This is a genomic window from bacterium, from assembly GCA_020444065.1.
In the GTDB taxonomy this organism is placed as follows: Bacteria; Sumerlaeota; Sumerlaeia; order SLMS01; family JAHLLQ01; genus JAHLLQ01.
Genome location: JAHLLQ010000001.1, coordinates 1,073,156 through 1,098,029, shown reverse-complemented (window position 1 = coordinate 1,098,029; position 24,874 = coordinate 1,073,156). Strand labels below are relative to the sequence as shown.

General features: G+C 58.3%; 16 protein-coding genes. 10 read left to right on the top strand and 6 right to left on the bottom strand.

All coding sequences use genetic code 11. The features are described from left to right. Window positions 1-4 precede the first annotated feature (4 nt). From KQI84_03960 to glgA, 3 genes are all read left to right on the top strand, one after another. Window positions 5-907 (top strand): hypothetical protein, encoded by a 903-nt coding sequence (locus tag KQI84_03960; protein ID MCB2154015.1) that lies wholly within the window; start codon window positions 5-7, stop codon window positions 905-907. An 80-nt stretch (window positions 908-987) separates the two neighbouring features. Further along, window positions 988-1,731, top strand: a complete 744-nt coding sequence (locus KQI84_03955; GenBank protein MCB2154014.1) for a 16S rRNA (uracil(1498)-N(3))-methyltransferase — start codon at window positions 988-990, stop codon at window positions 1,729-1,731. Between the two features lie 72 nt (window positions 1,732-1,803). Continuing rightward, the gene (gene glgA / locus KQI84_03950) at window positions 1,804-3,276 is read left to right on the top strand and encodes a glycogen synthase GlgA (GenBank protein MCB2154013.1); all 1,473 of its coding nucleotides are present in this window, start codon (window positions 1,804-1,806) and stop codon (window positions 3,274-3,276) included. A gap of 3 nt (window positions 3,277-3,279) precedes the next feature. Here the strand turns inward: glgA and KQI84_03945 are convergent, their stop codons facing one another. Together KQI84_03945 and KQI84_03940 are read right to left on the bottom strand one after the other, a co-directional pair. After that, window positions 3,280-4,086 (bottom strand): ComF family protein, encoded by an 807-nt coding sequence (locus KQI84_03945; GenBank protein ID MCB2154012.1) that lies wholly within the window; start codon window positions 4,084-4,086, stop codon window positions 3,280-3,282. A 6-nt stretch (window positions 4,087-4,092) separates the two neighbouring features. Further along, on the bottom strand, window positions 4,093-5,232 hold the full coding sequence (locus KQI84_03940) for a response regulator (GenBank protein MCB2154011.1): 1,140 nt from the start codon (window positions 5,230-5,232) through the stop codon (window positions 4,093-4,095). 232 nt (window positions 5,233-5,464) lie between these two features. Here KQI84_03940 and KQI84_03935 point away from each other — a divergent pair, with 232 nt between their 5' ends. The 4 genes from KQI84_03935 to KQI84_03920 all read left to right on the top strand — a co-directional run bounded on the left by KQI84_03935 (window position 5,465) and on the right by KQI84_03920 (window position 17,862). After that, window positions 5,465-6,343, top strand: coding sequence for a hypothetical protein (locus KQI84_03935; GenBank protein MCB2154010.1), 879 nt, complete (start codon window positions 5,465-5,467; stop codon window positions 6,341-6,343). Between the two features lie 11 nt (window positions 6,344-6,354). Next, entirely contained in the window at window positions 6,355-7,497 is a 1,143-nt protein-coding gene (locus KQI84_03930) for a Nif3-like dinuclear metal center hexameric protein (protein MCB2154009.1), read from the top strand. Between the two features lie 72 nt (window positions 7,498-7,569). After that, on the top strand, window positions 7,570-12,459 hold the full coding sequence (locus tag KQI84_03925) for a hypothetical protein (protein MCB2154008.1): 4,890 nt from the start codon (window positions 7,570-7,572) through the stop codon (window positions 12,457-12,459). A gap of 405 nt (window positions 12,460-12,864) precedes the next feature. Further along, window positions 12,865-17,862 carry a hypothetical protein gene (locus KQI84_03920; protein MCB2154007.1) on the top strand — a complete coding sequence of 1,666 codons (4,998 nt, stop codon included), beginning with the start codon at window positions 12,865-12,867 and terminating at the stop codon, window positions 17,860-17,862. Between the two features lie 80 nt (window positions 17,863-17,942). On the opposite strand, the gene KQI84_03915 is transcribed toward KQI84_03920, so the two are convergent. Next, a complete protein-coding gene (locus KQI84_03915) occupies window positions 17,943-18,554 on the bottom strand; it encodes a superoxide dismutase (GenBank protein ID MCB2154006.1) in 612 nt (203 codons plus the stop codon). 300 nt (window positions 18,555-18,854) lie between these two features. Then, complete coding sequence (locus tag KQI84_03910; GenBank protein ID MCB2154005.1) at window positions 18,855-19,544, bottom strand: hypothetical protein; 690 nt, start codon at window positions 19,542-19,544, stop codon at window positions 18,855-18,857. Window positions 19,545-19,790: 246 nt separating this feature from the next. On the opposite strand from KQI84_03910, the gene KQI84_03905 reads away from it, so the two are divergent. The 3 genes from KQI84_03905 to KQI84_03895 are packed head-to-tail and all read left to right on the top strand — an operon-like array spanning window position 19,791 to window position 23,414. After that, on the top strand, window positions 19,791-20,363 hold the full coding sequence (locus tag KQI84_03905; protein MCB2154004.1) for a TetR/AcrR family transcriptional regulator: 573 nt from the start codon (window positions 19,791-19,793) through the stop codon (window positions 20,361-20,363). Between the two features lie 34 nt (window positions 20,364-20,397). Further along, window positions 20,398-21,813, top strand: a complete 1,416-nt coding sequence (locus KQI84_03900) for an HlyD family secretion protein (protein MCB2154003.1) — start codon at window positions 20,398-20,400, stop codon at window positions 21,811-21,813. A 44-nt stretch (window positions 21,814-21,857) separates the two neighbouring features. Then, on the top strand, window positions 21,858-23,414 hold the full coding sequence (locus KQI84_03895; GenBank protein ID MCB2154002.1) for a DHA2 family efflux MFS transporter permease subunit: 1,557 nt from the start codon (window positions 21,858-21,860) through the stop codon (window positions 23,412-23,414). Here KQI84_03895 and KQI84_03890 read toward each other — a convergent pair whose 3' ends face one another. Together KQI84_03890 and KQI84_03885 are read right to left on the bottom strand one after the other, a co-directional pair. Further along, entirely contained in the window at window positions 23,415-24,275 is an 861-nt protein-coding gene (locus tag KQI84_03890) for a hypothetical protein (protein MCB2154001.1), read from the bottom strand. It abuts the gene before it with no gap. A 79-nt stretch (window positions 24,276-24,354) separates the two neighbouring features. Then, window positions 24,355-24,810: a hypothetical protein gene (locus KQI84_03885; GenBank protein ID MCB2154000.1), complete on the bottom strand. Its 456-nt coding sequence runs from the start codon at window positions 24,808-24,810 to the stop codon at window positions 24,355-24,357. Window positions 24,811-24,874 lie beyond the last annotated feature (64 nt).

Below are 24,874 nucleotides of genomic sequence, written 5' to 3'. Positions count from 1 at the left end.
CCCGATGCTGCACGATTTGCTCGAAGAAAACCCGATCCTGATTCGCCTGCTCCGATCTGGCCAGGCCGCGCTGCCCGTAACCAAGGACTTCTGGAATGACTTGGCTTACGGCATCGGAATCAAGGCGGGAGACTTGCGCTCCGGACTGGAAGACCTGTACGCCGCCGGTCTCTCCGCTGGATTCTGGGGCGAACCGAACCCTTCGCATCCGAACATCGGTGAAGCCCTGCTGCAGGGGGATGTTCAGGACGAATCGCTTTGCGTGCGCTACCTGCTCGAAACCGAGATGGGTGTGCTGACATCAGTCGCAGGCGAACAGCGTTCGATGGATGCTGGTGGAAGCCCGTCGATCCGCTGGTTCAAGACCGGTTGGTCGCCGAATCTGAGTTTGCCGGAGCAGGAGAACCTGCTTGAAGCAGGCGCGGATCGATCGACGTTGATCAAAGACCAACCGGAGGCGAAGGCGATTCCCGACGAGGACCGCCCTGTGTGGGAGGCCCTCAAGACGCCTCGCCGACTTCTGTCAGCGACATCGCCCTGGGAACAGATTGGCGACTTGTGTGGCATTCAGCCCGAGGAAGCGCGGATGGCGATCCAGCGTCTCACGATGAACAAGTTCTGGCGCAGGTTCGCGTTGAAGTTGAATCCGACGGCGATGGGTTGGGAAGGTTGCGGATTGGCGTGCTGGCAATTGCGCGACGAAGATGCGTCGAAGGCGGCGAATGCCGTTTCGCTGATTCGTGGCAGTGGCGATGTCTGTCTGCGCACGCTGAGCGATTCTCTGCCGTACAATCTCATGGTGCTGTTGATTGGGCGGCATGCGGACTCCGGTATGTTGGCCGCAGAGGAAATATCCCGGCGATGGAACGTGGAACTCGGGCGGTTCATCCCCGTTAGGTTCATCTAGCTGGACCAACTTGACACCCTCTCCACCAATCGGCATCACGGGATTGTCGATTGAATCCCAGTCCGAAGCGCGGCTGACCCATGCGAATCTATCGTTGCTTCTGCGACAGCGAACTGCAACCGGGCGAAACGATCGAGTTGCCGGCACCGGAGGCCGAGCACCTTGTCCGAGTGCGCCGCGCATCCGCGGGCGACGACGTGGTTGCCATCAATGGGCGCGGTATTGAAGCCCAGGCCCGCCTGCTGGAAGCCGGCAAGCGCAGCGCTCGCATCGAAGTGATCGAGCGCTTGCGCTGTGAATCCTCGCCGCCTCCGGCGCTGGAGATTGCTCCTTCGCTGACGCGCACCTCGGCTTTCGAAGATATGCTGCAACGGTCGATCGAGTTAGGTGCGACGGCGATCCGCCCGATTGTCGCCGATCGCGGAGTCGTGCGACTGGATGAACGGAAGGCGCATGACCGGGCCGAACGCTGGCGCCGTCTGGCCGTCGAGGCGCTCAAGCAATGCGAGCGGCTTTGGTTGCCGGAAGTCGCTGAACCAGCGGAGCTTGATGACACTCTTGCGGCCGTCCGGAGTTCCGGCGCAGAGGCTGTTGTTCTCGCCGAGCGCTCAGAGAAAGCGCCTCCGCTGGCCGACTTGTTGGCCGAAGCGCCGGATCGCCCGAGGTGCTTCTTCTTTGGGCCAGAGGGGGGCTGGACAGACGAGGAGCGGGCCGTGTTTGAGGAGGCTCGTGCTTGCCAGGCATCCTTCGGGAGAGCCATCCTGCGCGCCGAAACTGCCGTGATGGCCGCATTGGCAGTTGCGCAGGCGATGCGTCGAGATTAGGGCTTGGAGCGTCCCGCTGGTGCGGGGCATTTTCGTTTGGCAGGCCATTGGATCAGGAATGCAGGAGTCGCCGTGAAGATCTTGTTCGTCTCATCTGAAGTCAGTCCCTTCGCCAAGACAGGCGGACTGGCGGATGTCGTTGGGGCGCTGCCCCAGTATCTTGCCCGTCGGGGACATGACGTGCGCGTTGTGATGCCGCTATACAAGAGCATCGACACCTACGCCCACAGGCTGATTCCGCTTCTGCCCGAAATCATCGTCGATTGGGGAACCGACCGCATCTCGGGAGAAGTGATGCGCTGCTCGCATCCATCCAGCCCGGCGGACGTGCCAATGTACTTCATCGCCCAAGAGCTATTGTTCGATCGCGACGGCTTGTATGGCGAGGCGGGTCAGGATTACTTCGACAACGATCGGCGTTTCGCCTTCTTCAATTTCGCCACGCTGTGGATGCTAAAGGGGCTGAATTGGAGCCCGGACGTCATTCACCTGAACGATTGGCAGGCGGGTATGGTGGCGGCCTTGTTGAAGCACCACCCCATCATTTCGGAAGACGACTTCTATCGCCGGATCCGAACGGTTTTCACCATCCACAATATGGCATACCAGGGACTCTTCCACCACGACATGATGCCGCGGATGAACCTGCCCTGGTACATCTACAACCCGGATGGTATCGAGTTTCACAACCAGGTCAGCACTTTGAAGGCGGGTATCGTCTTCTCCGATCGCATAACGACGGTCTCGCCGACATATGCAAAGGAAATCCAGACTGAGGAACACGGTGCCGGAATGGATGGCGTTCTTCGCCTGCGCGCGCGCGAATTGGATGGAATTCTGAACGGCATCGACGACGATGTCTGGAACCCCGAAACGGATGCACTGATCCCGGCGAATTACTCAGCGGACGATACAAGTGGAAAGGCCAAGTGCCGCAAGGCCCTGCTGAAGCAATTCGGGATCAAGGACAAGGCTGGGGCGCCTGTTATCGGGATGATCTCGCGGCTGGTTGACCAGAAGGGCTTCGACATTGTGGCGAAAGCAATGCCGGAGATTCTGGCAACGGGAGCACGCATCGTCCTCCTCGGTACCGGCGAGGCGAAGCACGAAGAGTTCTTCCGTAGTCTGGCCGCGCGGAACCCGGGCCAGGTCGGCGTTGCCATCGAGTACAACGAGAAGACCGCTCACCTGATCGAGGCCGGCTCGGACTGCTTCCTGATGCCCTCCTACTTTGAACCCAGCGGATTGAATCAGCTCTATTCCATGCGCTATGGAACGATTCCCATCGTGCGCGGCGTGGGTGGGCTGAAGGACTCCATAGAACACGCCAACAAGAAGACCATCACCGCGGGCAAGGCCACCGGCTTCGTGTTTGAGCGCTATACCGCTGGGGCGTTGCAACAAATGGTTAAACGCGCCGTGCAGTGCTACCAGGATCAGAAACTCTGGCAGAAGCTGGTGAAGGACGCCATGACCAAGGATTTCACCTGGGATCGCTCGGCGAAAGAGTACGAGAAGGTCTACAAGAAGACGATGAAGAAGTAACAGCTACTCGCGACCCGTCATCTCCGGATCCGCCGCGACGATCCGGGCGGAGCCCGCTCGGGCGACGGTCACGATGTGGACCTCTTCCGTTCCCGCATCCATCAGAACTTCGGCACAGCTCGAGACCGTCGCACCGGTCGTCATCACGTCGTCGACCAGCAGAATGCGTTTCCCCCTCAATTCGGCCGGTTCCGGCACCTCGAATGCCCCACGCACATTCGAAAGGCGGGCTTCCTTCGATTGCTGGCGCGCCTGTGGGGGAGTGGGCTTGTGGCGCACCAGCAGATCGGGCCGACATGGCAAGCGCAGCACATCCTGCAATCCGCGCGCGATACTCTCGGCCTGATTGTAGCCTCGCCCCCAGCGCCTGCGATAGAACATCGGGACAGGCACGATGAAGTCGACTCCGCGGTCACGCACCAGGATGTCGAAGTGCTCTGCCATGGCCGCGACTGTGAGACGCGCCAGTGCGCTGCCAACATGTTCGGCGTGCCGGTACTTCATGTTGCGGATCAGATCGCCCGCTACGCCTGCGTAAGGAAACGCCGCTCGGGCGCTGCGGAAGGAATCCGGCAGGCGACGGCAGAACTCGCAGGGCTGCTCGCTGGTTTCCTCATAATTGCCGAGTGAACAGCGCGGGCAATCCGCCGGGACGATTACCCGCAATTCCCCGCGGCACTCGGTGCAAAGAAAATCGCCCGCCTCCGGCCGCAACGGAACGTGGCAGGCCATACAGGCGGGCGGAAAGAACCATTCCCAGACGACGCCTGCGCCTTGCCGCAACCGAACCGGCAGGGGAGCGTCTATCACGAGCGGCTACTCCTTGCGTCCAAAGCCGAAGAACTTGCGCTTGCGCTTGTCGTGTCCATCGGCGTCCTTGTGCTCTTTCTCGCCGGGACGTTCGAAGGCTTCCTTTTCGCCTTCCTTCTGAAGGAAGCGATCCATCGCCTTGTGGCTTTCCTTTACATGGCGCGCTTCCAAATCTCCATCGAAGACGTCCGACTTCTCTTTCGGCGCCTCCATGTCCTGGATCTCCTCGATCGTGTACTTCTTCGGACGAACGCGGAATCCTTCCATCTTCATCAGATCGCGGACTTTGCCCAGCAGATCGCTCGGCATGAAGGGCTTCGTCAGGAAGTCGTTGGCGCCGACACGCGAGGCCATCTGGCGATCCTTATCTCCGCTCTTCGCCGTGCAGACCATTATCGGCAGTCTGCGGAACGCGCGGTTCGAGCGGAGCGACTGGCAGAGCTGGAAGCCGCTCATCTTCGGCAGCATGATGTCGATGACCAGAATGTCCGGCTGGTAGCGCACCAGGCGTTCGATGGCTTCCATTCCATCACCCGCGCGGACGAGCTCGAAGTCGCGTTCCAGCGACGCCTTCATCAAATCCTGGATGTCTTCGTCGTCATCGACGATCATCACGCGCGGCTTTGGGCCGACCGGGCTGACATCTTCGACCGGCGCTTCTACCTTCTCCGGCGCCTCGGGCTTCTGGAACTCGCCGGATCCGGGGGCTGCCGGTTCGACGTTGGCCGCCTCAGCCTCTTTGAGTTCCTTCAACGAATAGCGTTTACGCTTCTGCTGGGGAGGCGTCGTCTGGAAGAACACGTCGATGTTCTTCAGCAGGCGCGACGGATCGAACGGCTTTGTCAGGTAGAGATTCGCGCCCGCGCCGTAGCCCTTCTTGATGTCCTCTTTGCCGCCCAGAGCCGTCAGGAACATGACCGGCAGGGCCGAGAACCGCGGGTTCTTGCGGATGGCCGAACAGGCCTCGAAGCCGTTCATCAACGGCATCATCACATCCATCAGGACGAAGTCGGGTTCGTAGCGATCCAATTTCTCCAATGCGTCGAGGCCGTCGTGGGCCTCAAGCACCTCGTAGGAGGACTTCAAAGTCGCTACAATAATCGTCCGGACATCCGGCTCATCGTCCACAACCAAGATTCGCCACATTGGTTCAGAATCCTCGGGTTCGGAATAGGTGCATCGCGTGAGCAAAATCCAGGCTAAGGGGGGGCACACACAGAAGCAAGCGAGAACGCACCGGGCCCGGAGGGGTGAAACCCGCCCTTGACCTCTTCGGCCCTTCCGCGTTCTCTACTCCATTATGGGACGCAAGCGATCATATCCCACATCAATTAAAGAGGCAAAGTCCTCGACCTCTCGCGAGGCCGCTCGCAAACCCGTGCCCCTGCGCCAGGGCATCGTTGCGATTTTCTCCCTTGGTCTGATCGCGATTGCGGTCTGGATGTCGATTCAGACCGTCCATGAAGTGCGGGCCGAGGTGCTCTTTGAAAAGGCCCGAATGATCCAGCAGCGCGACGACACGTCGCCGCTTGCCGAGGTCAAATTCCGCCAGGCCTATGCTCAGGATCCGAACCATCCGGAGATCATGCGTGCGCTGGCGAATAACCTGATTCGAAACGAGAAGATCAAGTACTCGCGCCGACAACTCCGATCAATGTCGCAGGATCGGATCGAGGAAGGCCTGCGTTTGTTGGCACGTGCGCGCATCATTTACCCCTTCGAGCCCGACGTCGTGCGCGCTCACGGTGAGACTGCGTTGATGTTTGGCGATCTGTTGACGCTGACGGGCGACTACGACCGTGCGGAAGAGATGTACCAGGTTTCCTTTCAGGCTTTGACTGCTGCGGCGCGTCAACTACCCGTGCCGCGCCAGTCGAAAGAAGCGTTCCACGCCGAGATTATTCGCGTCGCTCAATTGATCGGTCGCCAGGACACGGCCTACGAATTCGTCCATCACATGGACAAGCGCGGCTTCCGCTGGATTCTCCCCGACCTGCGAATGCCGGAAGCACCGCTCGAAGCGGGGCGCAGCCTCGGCATCGAGCCCCGCGTCGTCCGCGAGGCGCGCTGGCTGCTGTCGATTGACCAGGAGCGCAACGCCGCGATGCGAGGTCTTGTCGAGGCGGTCAATCTGGGCGAAGGACCGGCCGCGATTCAGACGCTCACATGGCTTGATAAACAGAACGAACTTTCGCCGGAAGCGCGTCGGCTGCTGAACCACCTGGTCAGCACATCGGCCGACGATCCGGCGTTCTAAAGGACTTCGATATGGCAAAGAAGAAGAACCCCGTGCTGGTCAGCGATCTCGTCGGCGTGATCAACGATATCGCACCGTTCCGCCTCGCCGAGCACTGGGACAATGTTGGCCTGCAGTTCGGCAGCCCCTCGAATCCCGCAGGGAAGGTGCTGGTTGCGCTCGAAGTCAGTCCGGCCGTGATTGCAGAGGCGAAGCGCCTCGGCGTTGGGACGCTTGTTACGCATCATCCGCTTCTCTTCGTGCCCCCGAAGTCCTTTGCCGAGACGACCCCTGTGACACAGATGGGCGCGGAACTGATTCGGGCAGGAATCAATCTGATTGCCGCGCACACGAACCTCGATTCCGTTGCGCACGGGACAAACGGCGAAATCGCCGATCGCCTGAAGCTGGACGATCGGCGTTTCCTGAAGGCGCTTCCGAATTCCGCGGATTCGGTGAAGTATGTTGTCTTTGTTCCCACCAGCCACGTCGACGCGGTGATCGAAGCGATCGCATCCGCGGGCGCGGGCGTGATCGGGCAGTACAGTCACTGCACATTCCGTTCACCCGGAACCGGGACTTACACGCCGATGGACGGCGCGAAGCCATACGCCGGTAAGATCGGGAAGTTCGAAGAAGCGACCGATGAAGTTCGCCTCGAGTGTGTTTGTCCGAAGTCGAACCTGGCGCGCCTGATCGATAAGGTCCGCGCCGCGCATCCCTACCAAGAAGTCGCCTTCGATGTGTATCCGCTCGAACCGACCGGCGCGCGGCAATACGGCATGGGCTGCATCGGGAAACTTTCGAAAGCGACGACCCTCGCGCAATTCGTCCGCACCTGCAAACGGGCCTTCTGCATCAAGAGCATCGGCGTTGTCGGCCCTGATGATAAGCCCATCGAGCGTGTGGCGATTTGCTCCGGAGCGGGCGGTTCCTTCATTAGTGGCTGGAAGCCCGGCAGCGCCGACGTCTTTGTCACCGGCGAGATGACGCACCACCAGGCAGCCGATGCGCGCGAACGCGGCCTCGCCGTCGTCCTTGTCGGGCACTTCAACAGCGAAGCCATCGTCTCGCCGCGCTTCGCGAAGATGATCGCCGACCACCCCCGCCTGGCCGGCCGCGATCTGAACATCGCCGTCTCTAAAGACGAGGCGACTCCCGTACGACGGTTGTAACCGCTAACACATTCCACATGGCACATCCATGGCTCTTCCAGTTCCATTCCGCTGGATTGGGAGCAAATTGCCATGATATCCGCCAGACGATTCGCGCCCTGGGGCGCGCTTTCGGCGTTTTTGAGCCATGTTTTAACCATTCGGCCTGTCGTCGTGATCGCAGGGCTTGTCTGCGTTTTCGGTGGGAGTGCCTTCGCAGACCCGGGCACTGCCTTCACCTACCAGGGGCGTTTGACAAACGGGGGGGCGCCGTTGGACGGGCCGGTCAGCCTTCGCTTCTCCCTCTTTGACGCCCCGACAACCGGCACTCAAATCGGCGGAACGATCGCCCCACCTGACCGGCTCATCTCTTCCGGCCTGGTCGAGGAATCGCTCGATTTTGGCGCTACAGCGTTCGATGGCTCCTCCCGGTGGCTGGAGATTGCCGTCGATGCCGATGGTGGGGCCGACAACTTCGAGACGGTAACGCCGCGGGTGCAGATGCTTCCGGCCCCGTATGCGATGTATGCGGAGACGGCCGGCAATGTAGATGATGCCGATGCCGATCCGGCGAATGAACTACAGACGCTCTCCTTCACATCCCCGAACCTGTCAATCAGTGGCGGAAACTCCGTGAGCCTCGGCGGCCTGCTTTCCGCCGTTCCTGACGGCCACTCGCTGGACGCGGCAGACGGCGATCCGATCGATGCGCTTTACGTGGATGGCGAAGGACGTGTTGGTATCGGAACCACGTCTCCCGTCGCAGGCCTGGAGATTCAAACGCGAGCCTCGGGAAGTGCCGTCACATTGTTGACCCAGGTAGGCGCCGCCATTGATGTCTCCAAACCCGGTGGGACGTTCGAGGGACTTATCGCTCCGCAGGACGTTGAACTTCAAGGTTCATTGGCGTTTGTCGTATCAGGTTCACTGGTCGTGCTCGACATCTCTAATCCCACGAATCCGATCCCTGTTGCCAATGTTGCTGGATTGGGCGGAAGCTGCATCAGCGTCGATGGTGATCTGGCCTGCGTCGGGTCCGGGCAGACAGTAAAAGTCATCGATGTCTCCGATCCGACCACGCCCGTCCTCCTTGGAACCGCTGTCGATGACAACCTCGGTGGGAGTTTCCCCTCCCTTTTCCCGGTTGCCGATGTCTTCGTGCAGGGGACGACTGCTTACGCGCTTGCCCAATACGACGATGCCCTCACGATCATCGATCTCTCGAATCCGGCATCTCCTGCCTTCCTCGGAGAAGCCAAGGCCGGTTTCAAGCTAGGCGGCAGTGGAACCGTGATCGTAAGAAACAATCTCGCCTATGTGACCTCTCAGGACAACGACGCGCTCAGCATCATCGATGTCACAAATCCGGCGATACCGGTCGAAATCGGCGTCGCTCAAGATGTCAGTAGCGGCGGAACTTTCTCTCAACTCAACGGGGCGGTCGGTCTCGACCTCGTTGGGGATATCGCCTATGTGACCGCCTCGGTGTCAGATGCCGTGACGATGATCGATGTTTCTGTTCCTTCGGCTCCTGTCGAACTTGGTGTTGGGGTCGGCTCGAGCCGCGGTGGCACGTTCAGTCGTCTTGAGGGCGCCCGGCACATTTCATCCGATGGCACGTGGGCAGCGGTTGGTTCGCTGTTCGACGATTCGCTCACTGTGGTTGACGTATCGGATCCAACGAACCCAACGGAGATGGCGTATGCGACGGATGATTCGCGGGGAGGCGATTTCTCGCTGCTTCAGTACCCGCAAGGGCTCAAGTTCCGCAGCGGAATCATCTACGCAACATCGCTCAACGACAGGGCGCTTTCCATGTATGGAATCGTGAGTAGTACCGGCGCGGCGAACGCGTTGATCGCGAACGGCAATGGCATCTTCGGTGGTGCTGTCACGGCAAATCGGTTCGTCGGCGACGGTTCGGCTCTGACGAATTTGCCCGGCGATGCGGACGCAGATCCGACGAACGAACTGCAGGACCTATCGCTCAGTGGAAGCATGCTAAACCTGACCGGCGATCCGACCGACGTTGATCTGTCTGCGGAATTCTGGACTCTTTCCGGCAACCAGGGCACCACCGACACCACTTACATCGGAACCGTCAATGAAGCGCCCTTCGACATTCGTGTGGAAGGGCAGCGTGCCATTCGCGTGAGTACCGGCGCGGACAGCGAGGGCGATTTCGCGCCGAACATCACGCTCGGTGACTTCCGAGCATCCGTTGTCGGCGATGGTGCGGTCGGGACGATCGTCTCTGCCAGCGACGCGAATCAGAACGATTTCCCCGCGCCGATTCCAGAGATCAACTCGGCGTGGGATGACTTCAGCGTCGTTATTGGTGGACAGGAAAACACAGCCGGTTCGCCCGATGGCGATTCACAATCCGCGCTGGATGCTGGTGTATTCGGCGGCAATCGGAACTTCGCAACGGGACCGCAGGCGGTCGTCGTTGGCGGAGAGAAGAATGAAGCGAGCAATCACCAGGCAGGCGTGTTTGCCGGCGAAGACAATCTCGCCTATGGCGAGGAATCTGTCGTGTTGGGCGGCGACTTGAATTACGCTGGAGCGCTCGATTCCGGGATCGTCGGAGGCGTCGATAATTACATCGACGATTTCCCGGGCTCTGAAGGCGAACTTGGCTTCATAGGCGGTGGTTACTACAACTACGTTTCCGCGCCTCTGGGGGCGACGGTCGGTGGCGAAGCGAACGAGGCCAACGGTTACGCCAGCCTCGCTGCCGGTTCCAATGCCGCGGCGGATCACGATTTCTCGTTTGTCTGGTCCGATGGTACGACCGGGTACGACAGCGGCTTAACGGACCTTTTCTCCACAACTGCGCCGGGGCAGTTCCTGATCGAAGCGGCCAATGGCGTTGGCATCAACAAGGAGGACCCCACATCGGAACTCGATGTGAACGGAACAGTGACGGCCTCTGCATTTGTCGGCGACGGATCGGGCCTGACTGGTCTCGTCGATAACGTGGACGACGCGGACTCCGATCCGACGAATGAGCTCCAGGATCTTCAGTCTGTTCTCAGCAATGGCAACCAGGCGAACATCGGCGGCCAGGGGCAGTTCTCATCTTCGCAGGTCAACAGCACATTGCGAATTGGCTTTGATGGTGGGCTGAATACGAATGCCCAGCCCGGGAACAGTTGGGGCAATATTGCCATCGGCAATTATCAGATTCTCACGAGTGGCACCGACTCGGCCCAGGCCACAACAACTTCGCAGGCCCTTGTCATTCAGACCCAGGACAACCCCTCGGCGGACGGCAGTTTCCAACTCTTCAGCGTCCAGAGCGGCGGCGACGCCAATCGCTTCTCCGTGGTACACGGCAACACTGGTTACGGCAGCCAGTTCCACGACAGCGTCGCAGTTGGCTCCAATGGGTATACGCGCCTGTTGTCCTTCGACCCATCCAGCAACCTGGATTTCGGGATCGGAAACAACGGCGACCTTTGGGTAGCCGACGATATCGAAGCTGGTGGAACGGTGTACGCCAACAGCTTCATCGGAGATGGTTCGGCGCTGACGAATCTGCCCGTCGACGGCGACGGCGATTCGACGAATGAGTTGCAGAATCTAAATAGCGTTCTCACACAGGGCGACAGCGCCGGCGGCCTCTCCATTAGTGGTCTGAACGACCTCAGTTTCGATCCTACTCTCGGTGGTTTCGGCTTCGACACGACAGCGAGCGTGAATTTCAACGCACGGCAGGTGAATGTGACGCTTGGCAGCAATCTGGCCCCGAGTTCTCTCGATCAGTCCAAGGCAGACATCAAAATCGGGCGGGAGAATACGCCGGCGGAAATCAACGTGATTCTCAACAAGGACAAGTCCGGCGGCATGGTGATTTCGGGTACGGAACCCAAGGGGGGCCTGATTAGCGATCCGATTGGAGAGGAACCAAGCAACGGTCCCCTCCTGCTGATTGACGGCAGCAGTCTTGAAGGCACGACAGCAGCCCGCGCCTTCAAAGTCGACATGAGCGGCGGCGCTGCAACGGTGCCTTACGCGGCGACTTTCCTTGGCGGCAATGTCGGCATCGGCACCGATGACCCGGATACTCCGCTCGAAGTGAATGGAGAAGCCTCGGCCGATGAATTCTCTGCCGCGAATTTCAATGTCGGCAGCGTTGGAACCCTCGAAGTTGAAAATGGATTCTACCGATTGTCCGATCGTGCCCTGAGTACTGACGCGAGCAATCCGACGGGCAGCAGTTTCACGAATGCCACAGACGAATGGCAGAGTTTCACCGCCGTAGCATCCGCGCGGCTAGCCCGAGTGGTCATTCAGCGCATCGGTCCGGCGGGTCCGGTTACTGCCTACTTGCGCGAAGGCGAGGGAGCCGGTGGCGCGATCCTTTCGCAGAGCTCTCTGCCTGCAATCGCAGGCACTGGAGGCGCGTTGCAGGAAGTCTCCTGGATCTTCCCAGTGCCGATCACAGCCGGCAATCAATACACCGTGCACCTGGTCGCATCGAGCGGTTTTGTCAGTTGGGGGCAGACTCCCACCGACCCATACGCGGGCGGGCGCGGGGAGATCAGTTCGACCTATGATCACTACTTCGTCGCTTACGTTCTCAATGAATCGGGAAGTTCAACACCGCTTGTCGAAGTCGAATCTCAAACTGGCGAGATGACGTTTGGCGCCCAGCAATACTCCCCGGTTGCATCGGAAGCGGCCAGCCCGTTGCGCATCGTTGCGGGTTCCATCATCGACGACGAATCGGGGACCGGAGTCGATGGAGTCTCCGGCAATGGCATCCAGAGTGTCACCCGCACGAACAACGAGTACACGATCACCTTTGCGGCCTCGTTCGCGGATAATCCGATTGTCACCGCGACGGCGAGGACACTGAACCGCGCCTGCATCGTCACGCAGTCCGGCACGAATGTGATCAAGATCGAGACGCGCCAACTCGGTAATAACGACGCCGAACGCGCATCGTTCAACTTCATCGCTGTCGGGGCGAGATAATCCGAATGCACTCCTCGGCGTGGGTCATCCCAACCAGGTGGCCCGCGTCGAGCCAATGATCCGCGTTCGCGCGGCAGGCAATGCTGGAACTCAGCGGCACACAAAACCATCCCGCAAGTGGTTCGGCTTACCTCGCCCAAACAAACCCTTCGAATGCATCCGTATTCCGAGTGCGAAATCCGGCGGCCATTCTGCGTGCGATTGCCTGCTATTTTGTTCTCCAGGAGCAGCAAGCACCTGCGCCCCCGCAGTTTTATTTTACCGGTGTACCATTTACACTGCCCGATTTGCGGCCAACCCACCGCTTCTTGGAGATAAATAAATGTAAATCGCCATTGACGCCATCTCAGCTCACAGACAGGTGTACTTCGAGATCACTTTATACTGTCTGCGGGAGAGGATATCATGACAGAATGCCTGTCGGTCCGTACCAAGCTTTCTATCAATCGTCGGTTGTCATTGCTGGCACCCTTGGCCTTTCTGTCGCTCTGTTGGATAGGCCATCCGGGACTATCTCACGCTGATACACCGCTTATCATCCCCATGCCGCAGAAGTACGACGACTCACAGATTCAATTCGAGTGTGTGGATGATCAAGGATCCACTTATGTCTGGTCCGATAGAACGGAAGGTGAAACGATCGCCGCTGAGCAGGTCGATCCCGATCGCGAGGATGGATTCGGGGTTCTAGGCGATTCCTCTTCCCCAATTCAAGTCTATCTGATCAACTCAGAGAACCTCTTGAAGAATCCATCCATGGAGGAACACTCCGGCGATGATATCGACGATTGGGTCGAAGAATGGACCTCCGTTCTCAACTTCTATGACACCACGACGAAGAAGCGAGGCGATGCATCTGCTAAGCTACTTCCGCACACAGATCCGATTGAGATGACGCGTCTCTATCAGGACTTTCGCGTTGAACTCGATACAGAGTACTGCTTCGAGATGTGGGTCCGCACAGAATCGGTCGGAGGAGTCGTTCTTGGCGAGATGTATCGCATGGATGACAACGGGGGCCATGTCGATTCCTTCCAAACGGAATGGCTCTCCGGCACGAATGACTGGTGTGTCCTTCGCGGAACCTTCAATTCAGGCCAATACACATCAGCCCGAATCTATCTTCGGCTCCACGGTTCGTCCGGTCAGGCCTGGTTCGATTCCGTCAGGGTCTTTCGAGCAGAAGAGGGAGTCACCAACCTCACGGAATATGATGCTGAGCTTCAACTTAAGTTGGACGACATTCCAGAAGACCTCGTCCAGAGATACGATCGGTATGTTCGCGCGCTCGAGTCTTGGCAGCGTGATCAATCCTATCTCCTCTGGGCGAATCGATTTGAGGATGCTCCTGGCCAGTGGAAGGTCGGGTACTACGTCGTTGGCAAAGGCGCCCAGGGGCGTTACTATGGAATGCAATCGCTGCGACAAGTCCTCACCCAAGTTGAGGCTGGCGACTGCCCACGTGGCAGCCTGGGCGTGCCCTACGACTTCAGTGTACTTGACTATCCAGACTATCCGGTCCGGAGTATGATGTACCAGGATCCGGATTTGGGTGCGTTTTTTGATTTTATTGATTCGCCTTGGCCCTACGACCTCTCCGTGGAGGGAAGAGAACGACTCGATTACCTGACCAATCTGAAGCTCTCCGAGGTGATGCTTGGCTACGATGATGCCATAGGGTATGGATGGGGACAACTGGAGGAAAACAGGCTCTTTTCGTGGAATCCCGCGACGGAGCAATGGGATCTCAAGGTAAATGAGAATGAATCGCAGGGATGGGCTTACTGGACGCACTTTGGCAAGCTCTTCGACTACATGAACGAGCGCCATTTGACGCCAATTATCGGACTGGGGTTCTTCAACTACGCCATCATCACGTTCTACGATCCATTCTCGTTAACGGAAGGCTATTTCTGCAATCAAATCCCATTCGAAGTTCAGTCTCTTGGGGTGGCAACGCCGGCGCTTAACGCTCCAGTTCTTTCAGATGACGAAAACCTTCTGGCGAAGGGAGACTTCGAAGAGGCGGCAGATACTTCCACGTATCGCAATCAAAGTCCGATTCACGGGAACAACTACTTCTATCGACCTCCACAGGTTCCACAGGTTCCCGGCGACGTGGATTACTCGCTGGCTTCGATTCCTGCCCCCTCTTACTCGAACTTGGAAGTCACCGGATGGATTCGAGCCAGGTGGGATGCCAAGGCCGAGGACCTAGTTCATGTGACTGGGGCTTCACTTCTGGGAACCTCGAACCTAGCCTTGGAAACCAATGATTGGACGAGCTACGAAGCCCGGCTCTTTACCGAGGACTCTCAAGAAATCGGTATCATCTTCCCAGCGATGGGATTAGAGCGGGGCTTTGATTACTTTCGTCTCATCCAGCGCGACATTGCGCGTAACGGGACTTTCGAGTATTGGAGTACCAGCTACAACGCACACGAATGGCAGGAAGACTCGGGAGGAGGGGTGATCTCGCGCGATCAAACACAGCCCCGCAACGGAGCGTCCTGCTTGAGAATGTCGCGCTCCTCTGCCGGCATGACTCGCATGACCCAGGACTTCATCTCCACGCCGAACATGATCCACACGCTCAGAGCCTGGGTGAAGCATGACCTGCAATCGGAATCCATTGCCTACTGCGAGATCTACGCAACTGAGAATGGGCAGATTATTGATGATTCCTATGTGGTTGCTCGAGATCTGCGGCCCGGGATAGATTCAGATTGGTACATGCAGGAGCTAACCTTCGAGACGAACTCGACGGGGACTTTCCGTATCTATCTTCATCTTCACGGCGGGGGAACCACATGGTTTGACGACATCACGGTTGAACCGGAAGCCCCGAACACCCTGTTCGTAGAGAGCTTCGAAGATCACGACTTCGATCCCGCCGGTTGGCAGGAGCTTCCGCAATCCGCCGGTGCCGATGCCATTCTCGATGCCAAGACCAGCGGAGATGGCGTATCCTCTGTCAGGACGACTGGTCTCATGAAACTGCGGCAGGAGTTCACTCCAGAGCCGCGGGTTCAGTATGAGGCACGTGCCCTTTTTGAGCCCGGCGATCTGGCCGACGGCTCTTCGCTCCTTCCCGTCCTGGACATCTCCGAGTTGGATGGAACGCCGATTTTGAATGCCACCCTTAACGAGCCGAGTACCTTTCAGCCCCACTGGCGCTCGTTCCGACAGACCTTTGAAACAGGCCCGGTAGAGAGTGCCCATTATTTAGAACTCGAAACCCTGGATTCGCAGCCACAGCACTTCGACGCAGTGGGCATCTACCGTTCCAATTGGCTCAAGAATGCGGATTTTGAGTATCTGCAATCGAATGGACTCATCTACGATTGGACAGAAGAGATTCCGGACAACATCTCAAGAGCCTCAGATCCCTACACCGGGACGTACGGCCTCTGGATGCACGCCCCTGTGATTGACCCAATTCTTCTAAAGGCATCCGAGACATCAAAAAAAAGCCCCATCGTGACAGAGAAAGTCATATTCCCACCGCTGCCTAGAAAGCCTGTAACCAATCGGGCATATCAATCAGTCTCCATAGAGCCCTACACCGATTATTGTTTCGAAGCATACGTGAAGACGGATTCAGCCTATGGCGCATGGATCGAGGCATATCCGGTCGATGACTATGGCAACGACGTTACAGCGGAAATGCTGGCCAGTCCAAGGGTCGTATCCACCTCTGACTGGACACCACTGCGAATCACACTGAATTCCCGAGAATACTCCAGTCTGCGTCTTCAGCTTTGCGCCGAGGGTGGCTCCACTGTTTTCGATTCGGCGAATCTGTATCCATCCAGCTATGTTCTCGATGGCTCGTTTGAGGCTGCGGAGGCATACCCAGATGGTTCTATTGGAAATGGCTCATGGGGTGAAATGTGGTTCTACCAGATGCAGAGACCAGGCGTATTTGTGGATTCAGCCGATTTCCATTCCGGAAATAGTGCGCTCCTCGTAACATCAAACAGCGGGGCGGATGACCCAGATACGAAGACCAATAGATCAATCTACCAGGACTTCACTGTTCCCCCCTGGACGACCATTGAAATGAGCTTCTGGGCGAAATGGCAGAGCGTCTCCAATGCGAACTTCGGCGCAACCCTCAGCGCTGCCAAGCCGGCGGCCGCTCCAGAAACATCCATTGATGTGGATGAAGATGGCTCCTGGGCACGGCACAATTACCGGGATCTCAACATCAACCGGACTTTCGCTCCTTTCCCTTCATCCTCTGACTGGCGAAAGTACCGAATACTCTTCAACACTGGCCGAAATACTCGTATCACCTGCTCGATAGACGTATCTCCGATCGACAACAGCAACTGGTCAGGCGACTTCTGGTTCGACGATGTTCAGGTCAAGTGCATCCCCGAGGAGATTGGGTCCGGGCTGATCACCAACAGCCTGAATCACGACACCCTCCTTGTCAGGGACCATCTCGGGAACACCCTCGTCGAAGGTACTGACTACAATCTGCGCCTGGTCGGTACGGAGCAGGACCAGAATTGGGAACTCTGGAACTTGGACTGGCCGATCGGTAAACGCCTTACGGTCTCATGGAATGAAGTTGGTCCCGTGCCGACTGGACACAGTTGCCCCCAAAGCGAGAAACTCTATTTGCTGGCAGAGGCATTCTTCAATGCATGGCATGCCGATCCGGAAGTGGATCCTGACGGCTACGGGTTCGGCCTTACGACGTTCGTTGTTGGGCATGACGACATTCGATTAATCAATCTGGATGGACGTTCTCTTTCGGCTGGTCTGACGAACAGCCAGCAAGTTGCCTACAGTCTGTCTAGACTGAGTGAGATCGTCCCCGAGGGCTGCAGCTTGATTGCTTGGGCAGACGCTTTCGATCGCTACCATTTCGACCGTTTCAAGGGCGATTTTGCGGAAGAAAGGTATCGCGCAGCAGGGCAAGTGCCGAAGAGCATCCGCTATATGCCGTGGGATTACTACTCGAATGGCGGTGAATCTGCAGCCCATGCGGAGAATTTCGCCCGCGCCGTTGACGGGTACGGCCTGACCTGGGTGGGCACGGGTGGTGTTGAGGACGAATCCAACTGGGAGACTGCACCACAGTGGATGGCTGCGGCAAAGCCCCATTCCCTGAACAAAGGCGCTTGTTGGGCAACATGGAGGGCACTATTCATCCAAGACGAAGGTGCGACACCACCGACATACATTTCTCATGACTTCGATGGCCTTGTACTCATGTCCGAAATCACCTGGAATCATGACGGGTACCCTGACGGATCACCTGATGATGACGACTATGTACCTGAGTATGAGCGGCACCCTTCCTTAGTGAGCCTGGATGACTTGCCATACATTCCCTATAACCTAAACAACTCTCTTGGAGATGTGCCAGATGCACTTCCACCGCAGTGAGTCCTCTGAATAGCAGAAACACAAAACCGGCCCGGGCGTTGTCGCCCGGGCCGATTGATCCATCCCGCAAGTGCTTCCGCTTACTTCGCCGAGGCGAAGCGCTTGGCCACTTCTTCCCAATTCACGACGTTCCAGAACGCGGCGATGTAGTCCGGCCGCAGGTTCTGATACTTCAGGTAGTAGGCGTGCTCCCAGACGTCCAGGCCGAGGATCGGCGTGCCGCTGCCGTCCATCAACGGGTTGTCCTGGTTCGGGGTGCTGGTGACGGCGAGCTTGCCATCCTTGACGACGAGCCAGGCCCAGCCACTGCCGAAGCGCGTGGCCGCGGCGTTGGAGAACTTCTCTTTGAATCCGTCGAAGCTGCCGAAGGCTGCGTCGATCGCGGTGGCCAAGTCGCCGGTCGGGGCGCCGCCGCCGTTCGGACTCATAACCGTCCAGAACAGGCTGTGGTTGGCGTGTCCGCCGCCGTTGTTGCGGATGCCGCCGCGGATGTCTTCCGGCACGGCGCTCAGATCCGAAATCAGGTCTTCGATCGACTTCGCGGCGAGATCGGCGTGTCCTTCGAGGGCCGCGTTGGTCTTCTTCACGTAGCCGCCATGGTGCTTGTCGTGGTGGATCTCCATCGTCTTCGCATCGATGTGCGGCTCCAGAGCATCCTTTGCATACGGTAGATCAGGCAGTGTGTAAGCCATAAAGCGTATCTCCTTAAATCAGTCAGACTTGTTCGCGAATTGTCACTTTCTCATCTCTGTGACCATCTCTCACAGTATCCCTATGCAAGACCCGGACCGCCGTTTTTCGGCACTCCGGAGATGCGTGCCAAACCGTTGCGTGAATGGCCAAGGCTTCTGGTATCAGTGAGTTGCGTAATCCAGGAATTGGAACTTGGGCGCGCGGCCGCAGGCTGCGGCGGTTGATCGGCGCCGCGAAAAGAGACGCGCCGGAAGCTCTTTGGCTCCCGGCGCGGAAACTTCGGCACGGTATCGCGATTGTCAGATGGACTGGGCCTCGGCTTCTTCCGGTTCTTCCTGATGCATGGGATCCAGTTTCCCGATAATGGAACGGATTCGCACCATACCTTCGCCGACCAGACGCATGACTGTGCCTTCCGGTGCATCGCCGATGTCCCGCGTAATTGCGGCGGGACTTCGGGTCGCGATATCGTCCTGCAACTGCCCCCAACTGACGATTGCCTTATCTTCATCCTCCTCGTCTGCAATGACCTGGTGGCCGCGATAAACCAGGCCCAGGTAGAGTTCGATGGTTTCTCCATCCAGCCAGAACGGAAGGTGCGGACAATCGCGATGGACTTTGACGCAATGGCGGACCAACTCGTCGATCTGATCCAGCGGGCCCTGGCCATCGAACTGCTTAATCACGAGGCGTAATTGGTGCCCGAATCGCCCGGTCGTCGCTGACTCCTCGACGACATCCCGCAGATGGCTAGAGACGCTGATCGTCATTCCACGATCCACATCCACCTTATCGATGTACGTGGTGAAGATCTCCTGCGTGGCGGGATCGCTGGGGGGACGGTATTTTGTCTCCTGCTGCTTTCCCTTCTTCGCCTTCTTGTTTTTCTGCCCTTTAACGACCTTCGTCAGCTTGGCGGAAATACCGGAGAGAGAAATACCAATCGCCACGCCGATGATCAGGAAAATCAGTCGTTCAGCTAGATCCATGGATCGAGCACCTTTCGGATGATCCTGGCTCTCAAAATCGCCCCGCCACCCGGAATCTGAAGTTTGGAGAAGACTATCGACAACACAGAAGCCTGTCAATCCGCATTGGGAGCGCTCCGAATCGCTCCACGGCGCCAGGCACGGATCATCGATTGACCCGCAGGGAGAAGTGGAACACGGTTCGCTTCAATACCGACCGGTCGGTATTGAAAGCCGCCTCCGACCGAAAGCGGAAGGACCCTGAAAATGCAGGTTTTGGACGAAAAGAAACGCGCCCGCATCATCCAGGCAGCGACAGAGCTCTTTGCCACAGAGCCCTTTCGCAAGGTGCTGCTGAGTCAAGTTGCCGCGGCTGCGGGAGTTGGGAAGGGCACTCTTTACGTCTATTTCAAGAGCAAAGAGGACCTCTATATCGCCACAGTTCAGGAAGGTTTCCTCGATCTCGTCGATTGCCTGAATGCGCGTTTGGGCGACCAGCAGTTGGCGCCGCCCGAGAGCCTCGCGATCGTTATTCGGGAGCTCGTGCACTTCGCCTGCCGAAACCCGCATGTCTTTCAACTGATGCGGACTGTGCCGGACCAGACCCTGGATCAGCCTGCATGGGAGCAGAAACGCCGCGAGTTGCGCGGATTAATCGAATCGATCATCCGACGCGGCATCGAGTGCGGAATCTACGACGATCCTCACCCGGAGTTAACCGCCGTCTTCATTCCGGGAATGGTGCGCTCGACGTTCCATTTCGATGGCGAAGAAGTCGACGAGGAAGCGCTGACTCAGCAGATCACTCGCCTTGTTTCGAGGGCGCTTTGCAGGAAATGAAGATTTGGAATTCATAGTGAGGGATTTGGAATAAATGAGCGACTCTGAAAAGACAGCGACAGAAGAGCCCCAGGAAAAGCAGCAGGAGAACGGCGAACAGAATTCGTCAAAGCGCAAGGTGGCAGTCGTCGTCATTGCGATCCTCATCCTCGTGGGTCTGATCTTTGGCGTGCCTGCGTACTTGCATGCGCGGAGCCATGAGTCCACGGACGACGCATTCATCGAGGGGCACATCATCTCGATCAGCCCACGTGTCGAAGGCATTGTCGCACGGGTTCATGTTTCGGACAATCAGTGGGTCAAGAAGGGGGAACTGCTGGCCGAACTCGATCCGAGCGATTTCCAGGCTGCACTGGATGCGGCGGAGGCGACGCTGAATGCCGCGAAGGCCGCTCATGAAGCTCGACAGTTGGATGTCGACGTCACTTCGATCACGACTTCTTCGACGCTGGAAGAGAGCAAGGCAAGCCTTGCCGCCGCCGAAGCCTCAGTCGAGGAGGGTGAGGCCCTCCTGACGTCGGCGGAGAACAAACTCGATCAGTCTCAAGCTGCGCTTTCGTACGCCGGGGCGGCGCTGGACCAGGCGAAGGCCGATGTGAACTCCGCAGAGGCGGAGCACGATCGCGATGTGCTCGACCTGGAGCGCGAACGCAGCCTCGTCGATTCGCAGACGGCCAGCCGACAAGATCTCGATCACGCGATCGCCGCCGAGCGCATCACGGCTGCGGATTTGGAATCAAAGCGCCAGAAGGTCCAGACCCAGGAAGCACTGATCAAGATGGCTGGCGCATCGTTGAAGTCGGCCCAGAGCGATCTCGATCGAGCGAAGGCCCAGTTGGAAGTTCGCCGTGCCCAAGCTAATGTCGCGCGCAGTCGCGTCGATTCAGCACTGGCCGCTCCGCAGCGCGTCGCGCAGAGCAAGGCCAATGCGGACATTTCTCACGCGGATTCGAAGCAGGCGGAAGCAAAGGTCGATCAAGCGCGCCTGAATCTCTCGTACACGAAGATCTATGCACCGTGCGACGGATTCGTGACCAAGAAGTCGGTCGAACCAGGTGCATTCGTTTCACGCGGCCAGCCGCTGCTCGCGATCGTGGATCCGGATGTTTGGGTGACGGCGAATTTCAAGGAAACACAGATTGGCGAAATGAAACCCGGCCAGCCGGTGGAGGTTGAGGTCGACACATTCCCCGGCGTCTCTTTCGAGGGGCGCGTCGATAGTGTGCAGCGCGGCACCGGGGCGCGATTCAGTCTCCTGCCGCCGGAGAACGCCACCGGGAACTTCGTGAAAGTGGTTCAGCGCGTGCCGGTGAAGATCGTCTTCGACGATCCAAAGGCTGCTGACTATCGCCTGGTTCCCGGTATGTCCGTCATTCCCGACGTCGACATTTCTGCACCGGGAACGAAGATCGACTCGAGCATTGCACAGGGCGCTGCAGAGGATCGCTGATGTCTGCGTCCACCGAATCGCATGCCCAGCACGCACACGACCTGATGGCGTCCGCCAACAAGTGGATCATTGCCTTTACGGTCATGTTCGGCGCGTTCATTTCCGTGATGGACATCAGCGTCGTGAACGTTGCGCTGCCTCACATGATGGGCACGTTCGGTGAGGATCTGTCCTCCATCACGTGGGTGGCAACAGGCTACAGCATCGCGGAAATCATCATGGTGACGATGACCGGATGGTGGAGCACCATGATCGGCCGGAAGCGCCTGTATCTACTGTCATTTGGAGTGTTTACTGCCGGTTCCGTTCTCTGCGGATCCGCGACCACTTATCCGATGATGCTCGTCTGTCGCGTTTTGCAAGGCGCCGGCGGGGGAGCGCTCATCCCGGTTTCGCAGGCGATCTTGCGGGAGACTTTCCCGCCCGAAGAGCAGGGCATGGCGATGGCCATGTACGGCATGGGTGTCGTGCTGGCGCCGGCCTTTGGGCCGATCCTCGGCGGTTGGCTGACCGATCACTACGGTTGGCCGTGGATTTTCTACATCAACGTACCGGTCAGCCTGCTGGGAATGTTCCTGGTGGCAACGTTCGTGCACGATCCTCCGTACCTGCGCCGCGGTGTGCAGAAGGTCGACTGGTGGGGAATCGGTCTCCTCGCCTTGTCCCTCACAATGATGCAGATCGTGCTCGAACGCGGTCAGGAGAACGACTGGTTTGAATCGAAGTGGATCGTGGCCGGCTCGATCGTCACGGTCGTCTCACTGATCACGCTGATCATCTACGAACTCAAGATTCCCGAGCCAGTTGTGAACTTCCGCGTGCTGCGGGACTTGCCGTTAACGCTGGGTTCTGCTATGAGTCTCATCTTCGGCATTGGCTTATTCGGTACGACCTTTATCCTGCCGCAATTCACGCAGAACCTGCTGGGCTATACGGCGTTTGATGCGGGGCTTGTACTGGCGCCACGCGCCGTGGCGATTCTGATGCTGATGCCGATCGCCGGCTGGCTGTACCGTCACTTCGATGCGCGAGTCATGATCTTCTTCGGCATTGTCTTGATCTGCTGGTCGTATTGGGATCTTTCGCACTTGTCGCTTGAGGCAGACTTCTGGACACTGGTTCCGATGCTTCTGCTGATGGGTGCCGGCATGCCTTTCATGTTCGTCACGATGACGACCGTGTCTCTCAGCACTACGCGACGCGAGGACATGACCGATGCGTCCGGCATCTATACGCTCTCTCGACGCGTCGGCGGTAACATCGGCTACGCGCTGATCGCAACGCTCGTTGCGCGCGGACAGCAGATCCACCGCACGACGCTTGTCAGCCACATTACGGACTTCAATCCGAACTTCATGGCTTTCAAGCAGCATCTCGCCGCGGGGTTGGCTCATGCAGGCGTCGCCCCCGGGCTGATCCCGAGGGCGACGATGGGTTACACAGATTTTATGGTACACCGGCACGCCACGATGTTGGCTTACAACGATGCCTCGTTGATTACCGGACTGCTCTTTCTGATCACGGTACCGCTGGTCTTTCTGATTCCCGGCCGCGCCGTTCTGGCAGCGACTGCCAAGAAGAACGGCGCAGCCGGGCACTGATCATTCGTCCTCGTCGTCGCCGCCGCCCAGCAGACCGCCAAGACCTTCGCGCACGTTGCGCACAGCATCGCCTGCCGCGTCTTCGACATCTTCGGCGGCGCTGCCGGCGCCTTCAGTCAATCCACGGAACTGCTCGCCAACATCGGCGCCGAGCGAGTTCAGCGTGTTGCCCAGATCCTTCAGCGCTTCGTCAGGCAGGATGCCTGTGCCGGCGTCGCGGATCGCGCCAAGCAACTCGGCGAAGAAGATCTCCAGCGCTTCGGCCGGATTGACCGTTTCCTTCTCGCCGCCGAGGTCCTTCTTGTCGATGCGTGGGACAGGTACTTCAGCCGTCTGCCCATTCAGGAACGGCATGGCCACGGAGATCGTTGTTCCCTCGATGATCAGTTGCTCGATCTTCATCTGCTTCTCGGTGCCCTCTTCCTTCGGCGCTTCTTCGGTGCCGCTGGAGAGACGCTTGGCATTCTCCGCCAGATCCTGCAGGTTGGAGGACTTCAGCGACTTCTTCTCCATCGTGATGTCGGAGTCGGAAATCTGGATCAGGTGGATGACCGGCTTGTCCGTGCGGAAGGAAGGCAGATCGGCTTCCACGCGAACGACGCCGAACTTCATCGCGTGATCCGAGTCGTACCCTTCGGGATTGTCGATCACGATGTTGTTGAACTGAATCGTGCCCTTCGCCGGTTCGACCTCAGCGCTCTCGATTGAAACATCGACCTGCAAGACGTACTCAAGAACCCGCTCCGTCGCCGTGCGAACGATCGAGTCCTTCTTCATGTAGAGAATACCGCCAACTACCACTGCCGCCACGATCAGGACGATGACCAGTCCGACGACGATCTTAATGAGGCGTTTTGCCATGAGCTATTTCTCCTTCGGAATCTCAGTCTGATATACTCTCGCTTCGTGCATGCGAGTCATGTGCCACTCGGACCTTGTTTTACTGGGCCAGGAAGATCATAATCCCAACTGCAAGAAGTGCCAACACTTCCAGCGAGCCGAGTATAATTGCCGTCCACGCATGCGCTACGCCCCGAATATCGGGGTCCCGCTTGGCGGATCGCAAGCCCATCCCGCCGAGAATGACAGCCGCCAGGCCCCCGATTCCAGTCGGGATGAAGAGACAGAGCGCTCCAAGCAGGGAGAGAATGGCCACGTAATAGCCGATAACGGCCAGCGTGTTCGGCGGAATCAGCTTTTGGAAGAGGTCCCTCGGAATCTCGTTCTTCAACTCTGGAACTGAATTAACGGGCCGCATCTGGTGAGTCTCGGCATCCTCGACCAGGCTTGCAAAAGGGACGCGGCCTTGTCGCGCCCACTCGATCAATGTCGGGATGTCCGCCGGGCCGTATCGGCTCCCATCCGGATGGATCACATAGACATTTTCAAACTCCATCGCAACTCCCCCCTGTCAAATCTCAATATCTGGATAGGCGACCGCGAGCCAGGGGCCAAGGCCA

Excerpts from the sequence above, each read along its gene's own strand:
- KQI84_03960 (MCB2154015.1), top strand. The coding sequence starts at position 5 with ATGCTGCACGATTTGCTCGAAGAAAACCCGATCCTGATTCGCCTGCTC.
- KQI84_03955 (MCB2154014.1), top strand. The coding sequence starts at position 988 with ATGCGAATCTATCGTTGCTTCTGCGACAGCGAACTGCAACCGGGCGAA.
- KQI84_03885 (MCB2154000.1), bottom strand. The coding sequence starts at position 24,810 with ATGGAGTTTGAAAATGTCTATGTGATCCATCCGGATGGGAGCCGATAC.
- KQI84_03895 (MCB2154002.1), top strand. The coding sequence starts at position 21,858 with ATGGCGTCCGCCAACAAGTGGATCATTGCCTTTACGGTCATGTTCGGC.
- KQI84_03930 (MCB2154009.1), top strand. The coding sequence starts at position 6,355 with ATGGCAAAGAAGAAGAACCCCGTGCTGGTCAGCGATCTCGTCGGCGTG.
- KQI84_03900 (MCB2154003.1), top strand. The coding sequence starts at position 20,398 with ATGAGCGACTCTGAAAAGACAGCGACAGAAGAGCCCCAGGAAAAGCAG.
- KQI84_03920 (MCB2154007.1), top strand. The coding sequence starts at position 12,865 with ATGACAGAATGCCTGTCGGTCCGTACCAAGCTTTCTATCAATCGTCGG.
- KQI84_03905 (MCB2154004.1), top strand. The coding sequence starts at position 19,791 with ATGCAGGTTTTGGACGAAAAGAAACGCGCCCGCATCATCCAGGCAGCG.
- KQI84_03890 (MCB2154001.1), bottom strand. The coding sequence starts at position 24,275 with ATGGCAAAACGCCTCATTAAGATCGTCGTCGGACTGGTCATCGTCCTG.
- KQI84_03915 (MCB2154006.1), bottom strand. The coding sequence starts at position 18,554 with ATGGCTTACACACTGCCTGATCTACCGTATGCAAAGGATGCTCTGGAG.
- KQI84_03910 (MCB2154005.1), bottom strand. The coding sequence starts at position 19,544 with ATGGATCTAGCTGAACGACTGATTTTCCTGATCATCGGCGTGGCGATT.
- KQI84_03925 (MCB2154008.1), top strand. The coding sequence starts at position 7,570 with ATGATATCCGCCAGACGATTCGCGCCCTGGGGCGCGCTTTCGGCGTTT.
- KQI84_03940 (MCB2154011.1), bottom strand. The coding sequence starts at position 5,232 with ATGTGGCGAATCTTGGTTGTGGACGATGAGCCGGATGTCCGGACGATT.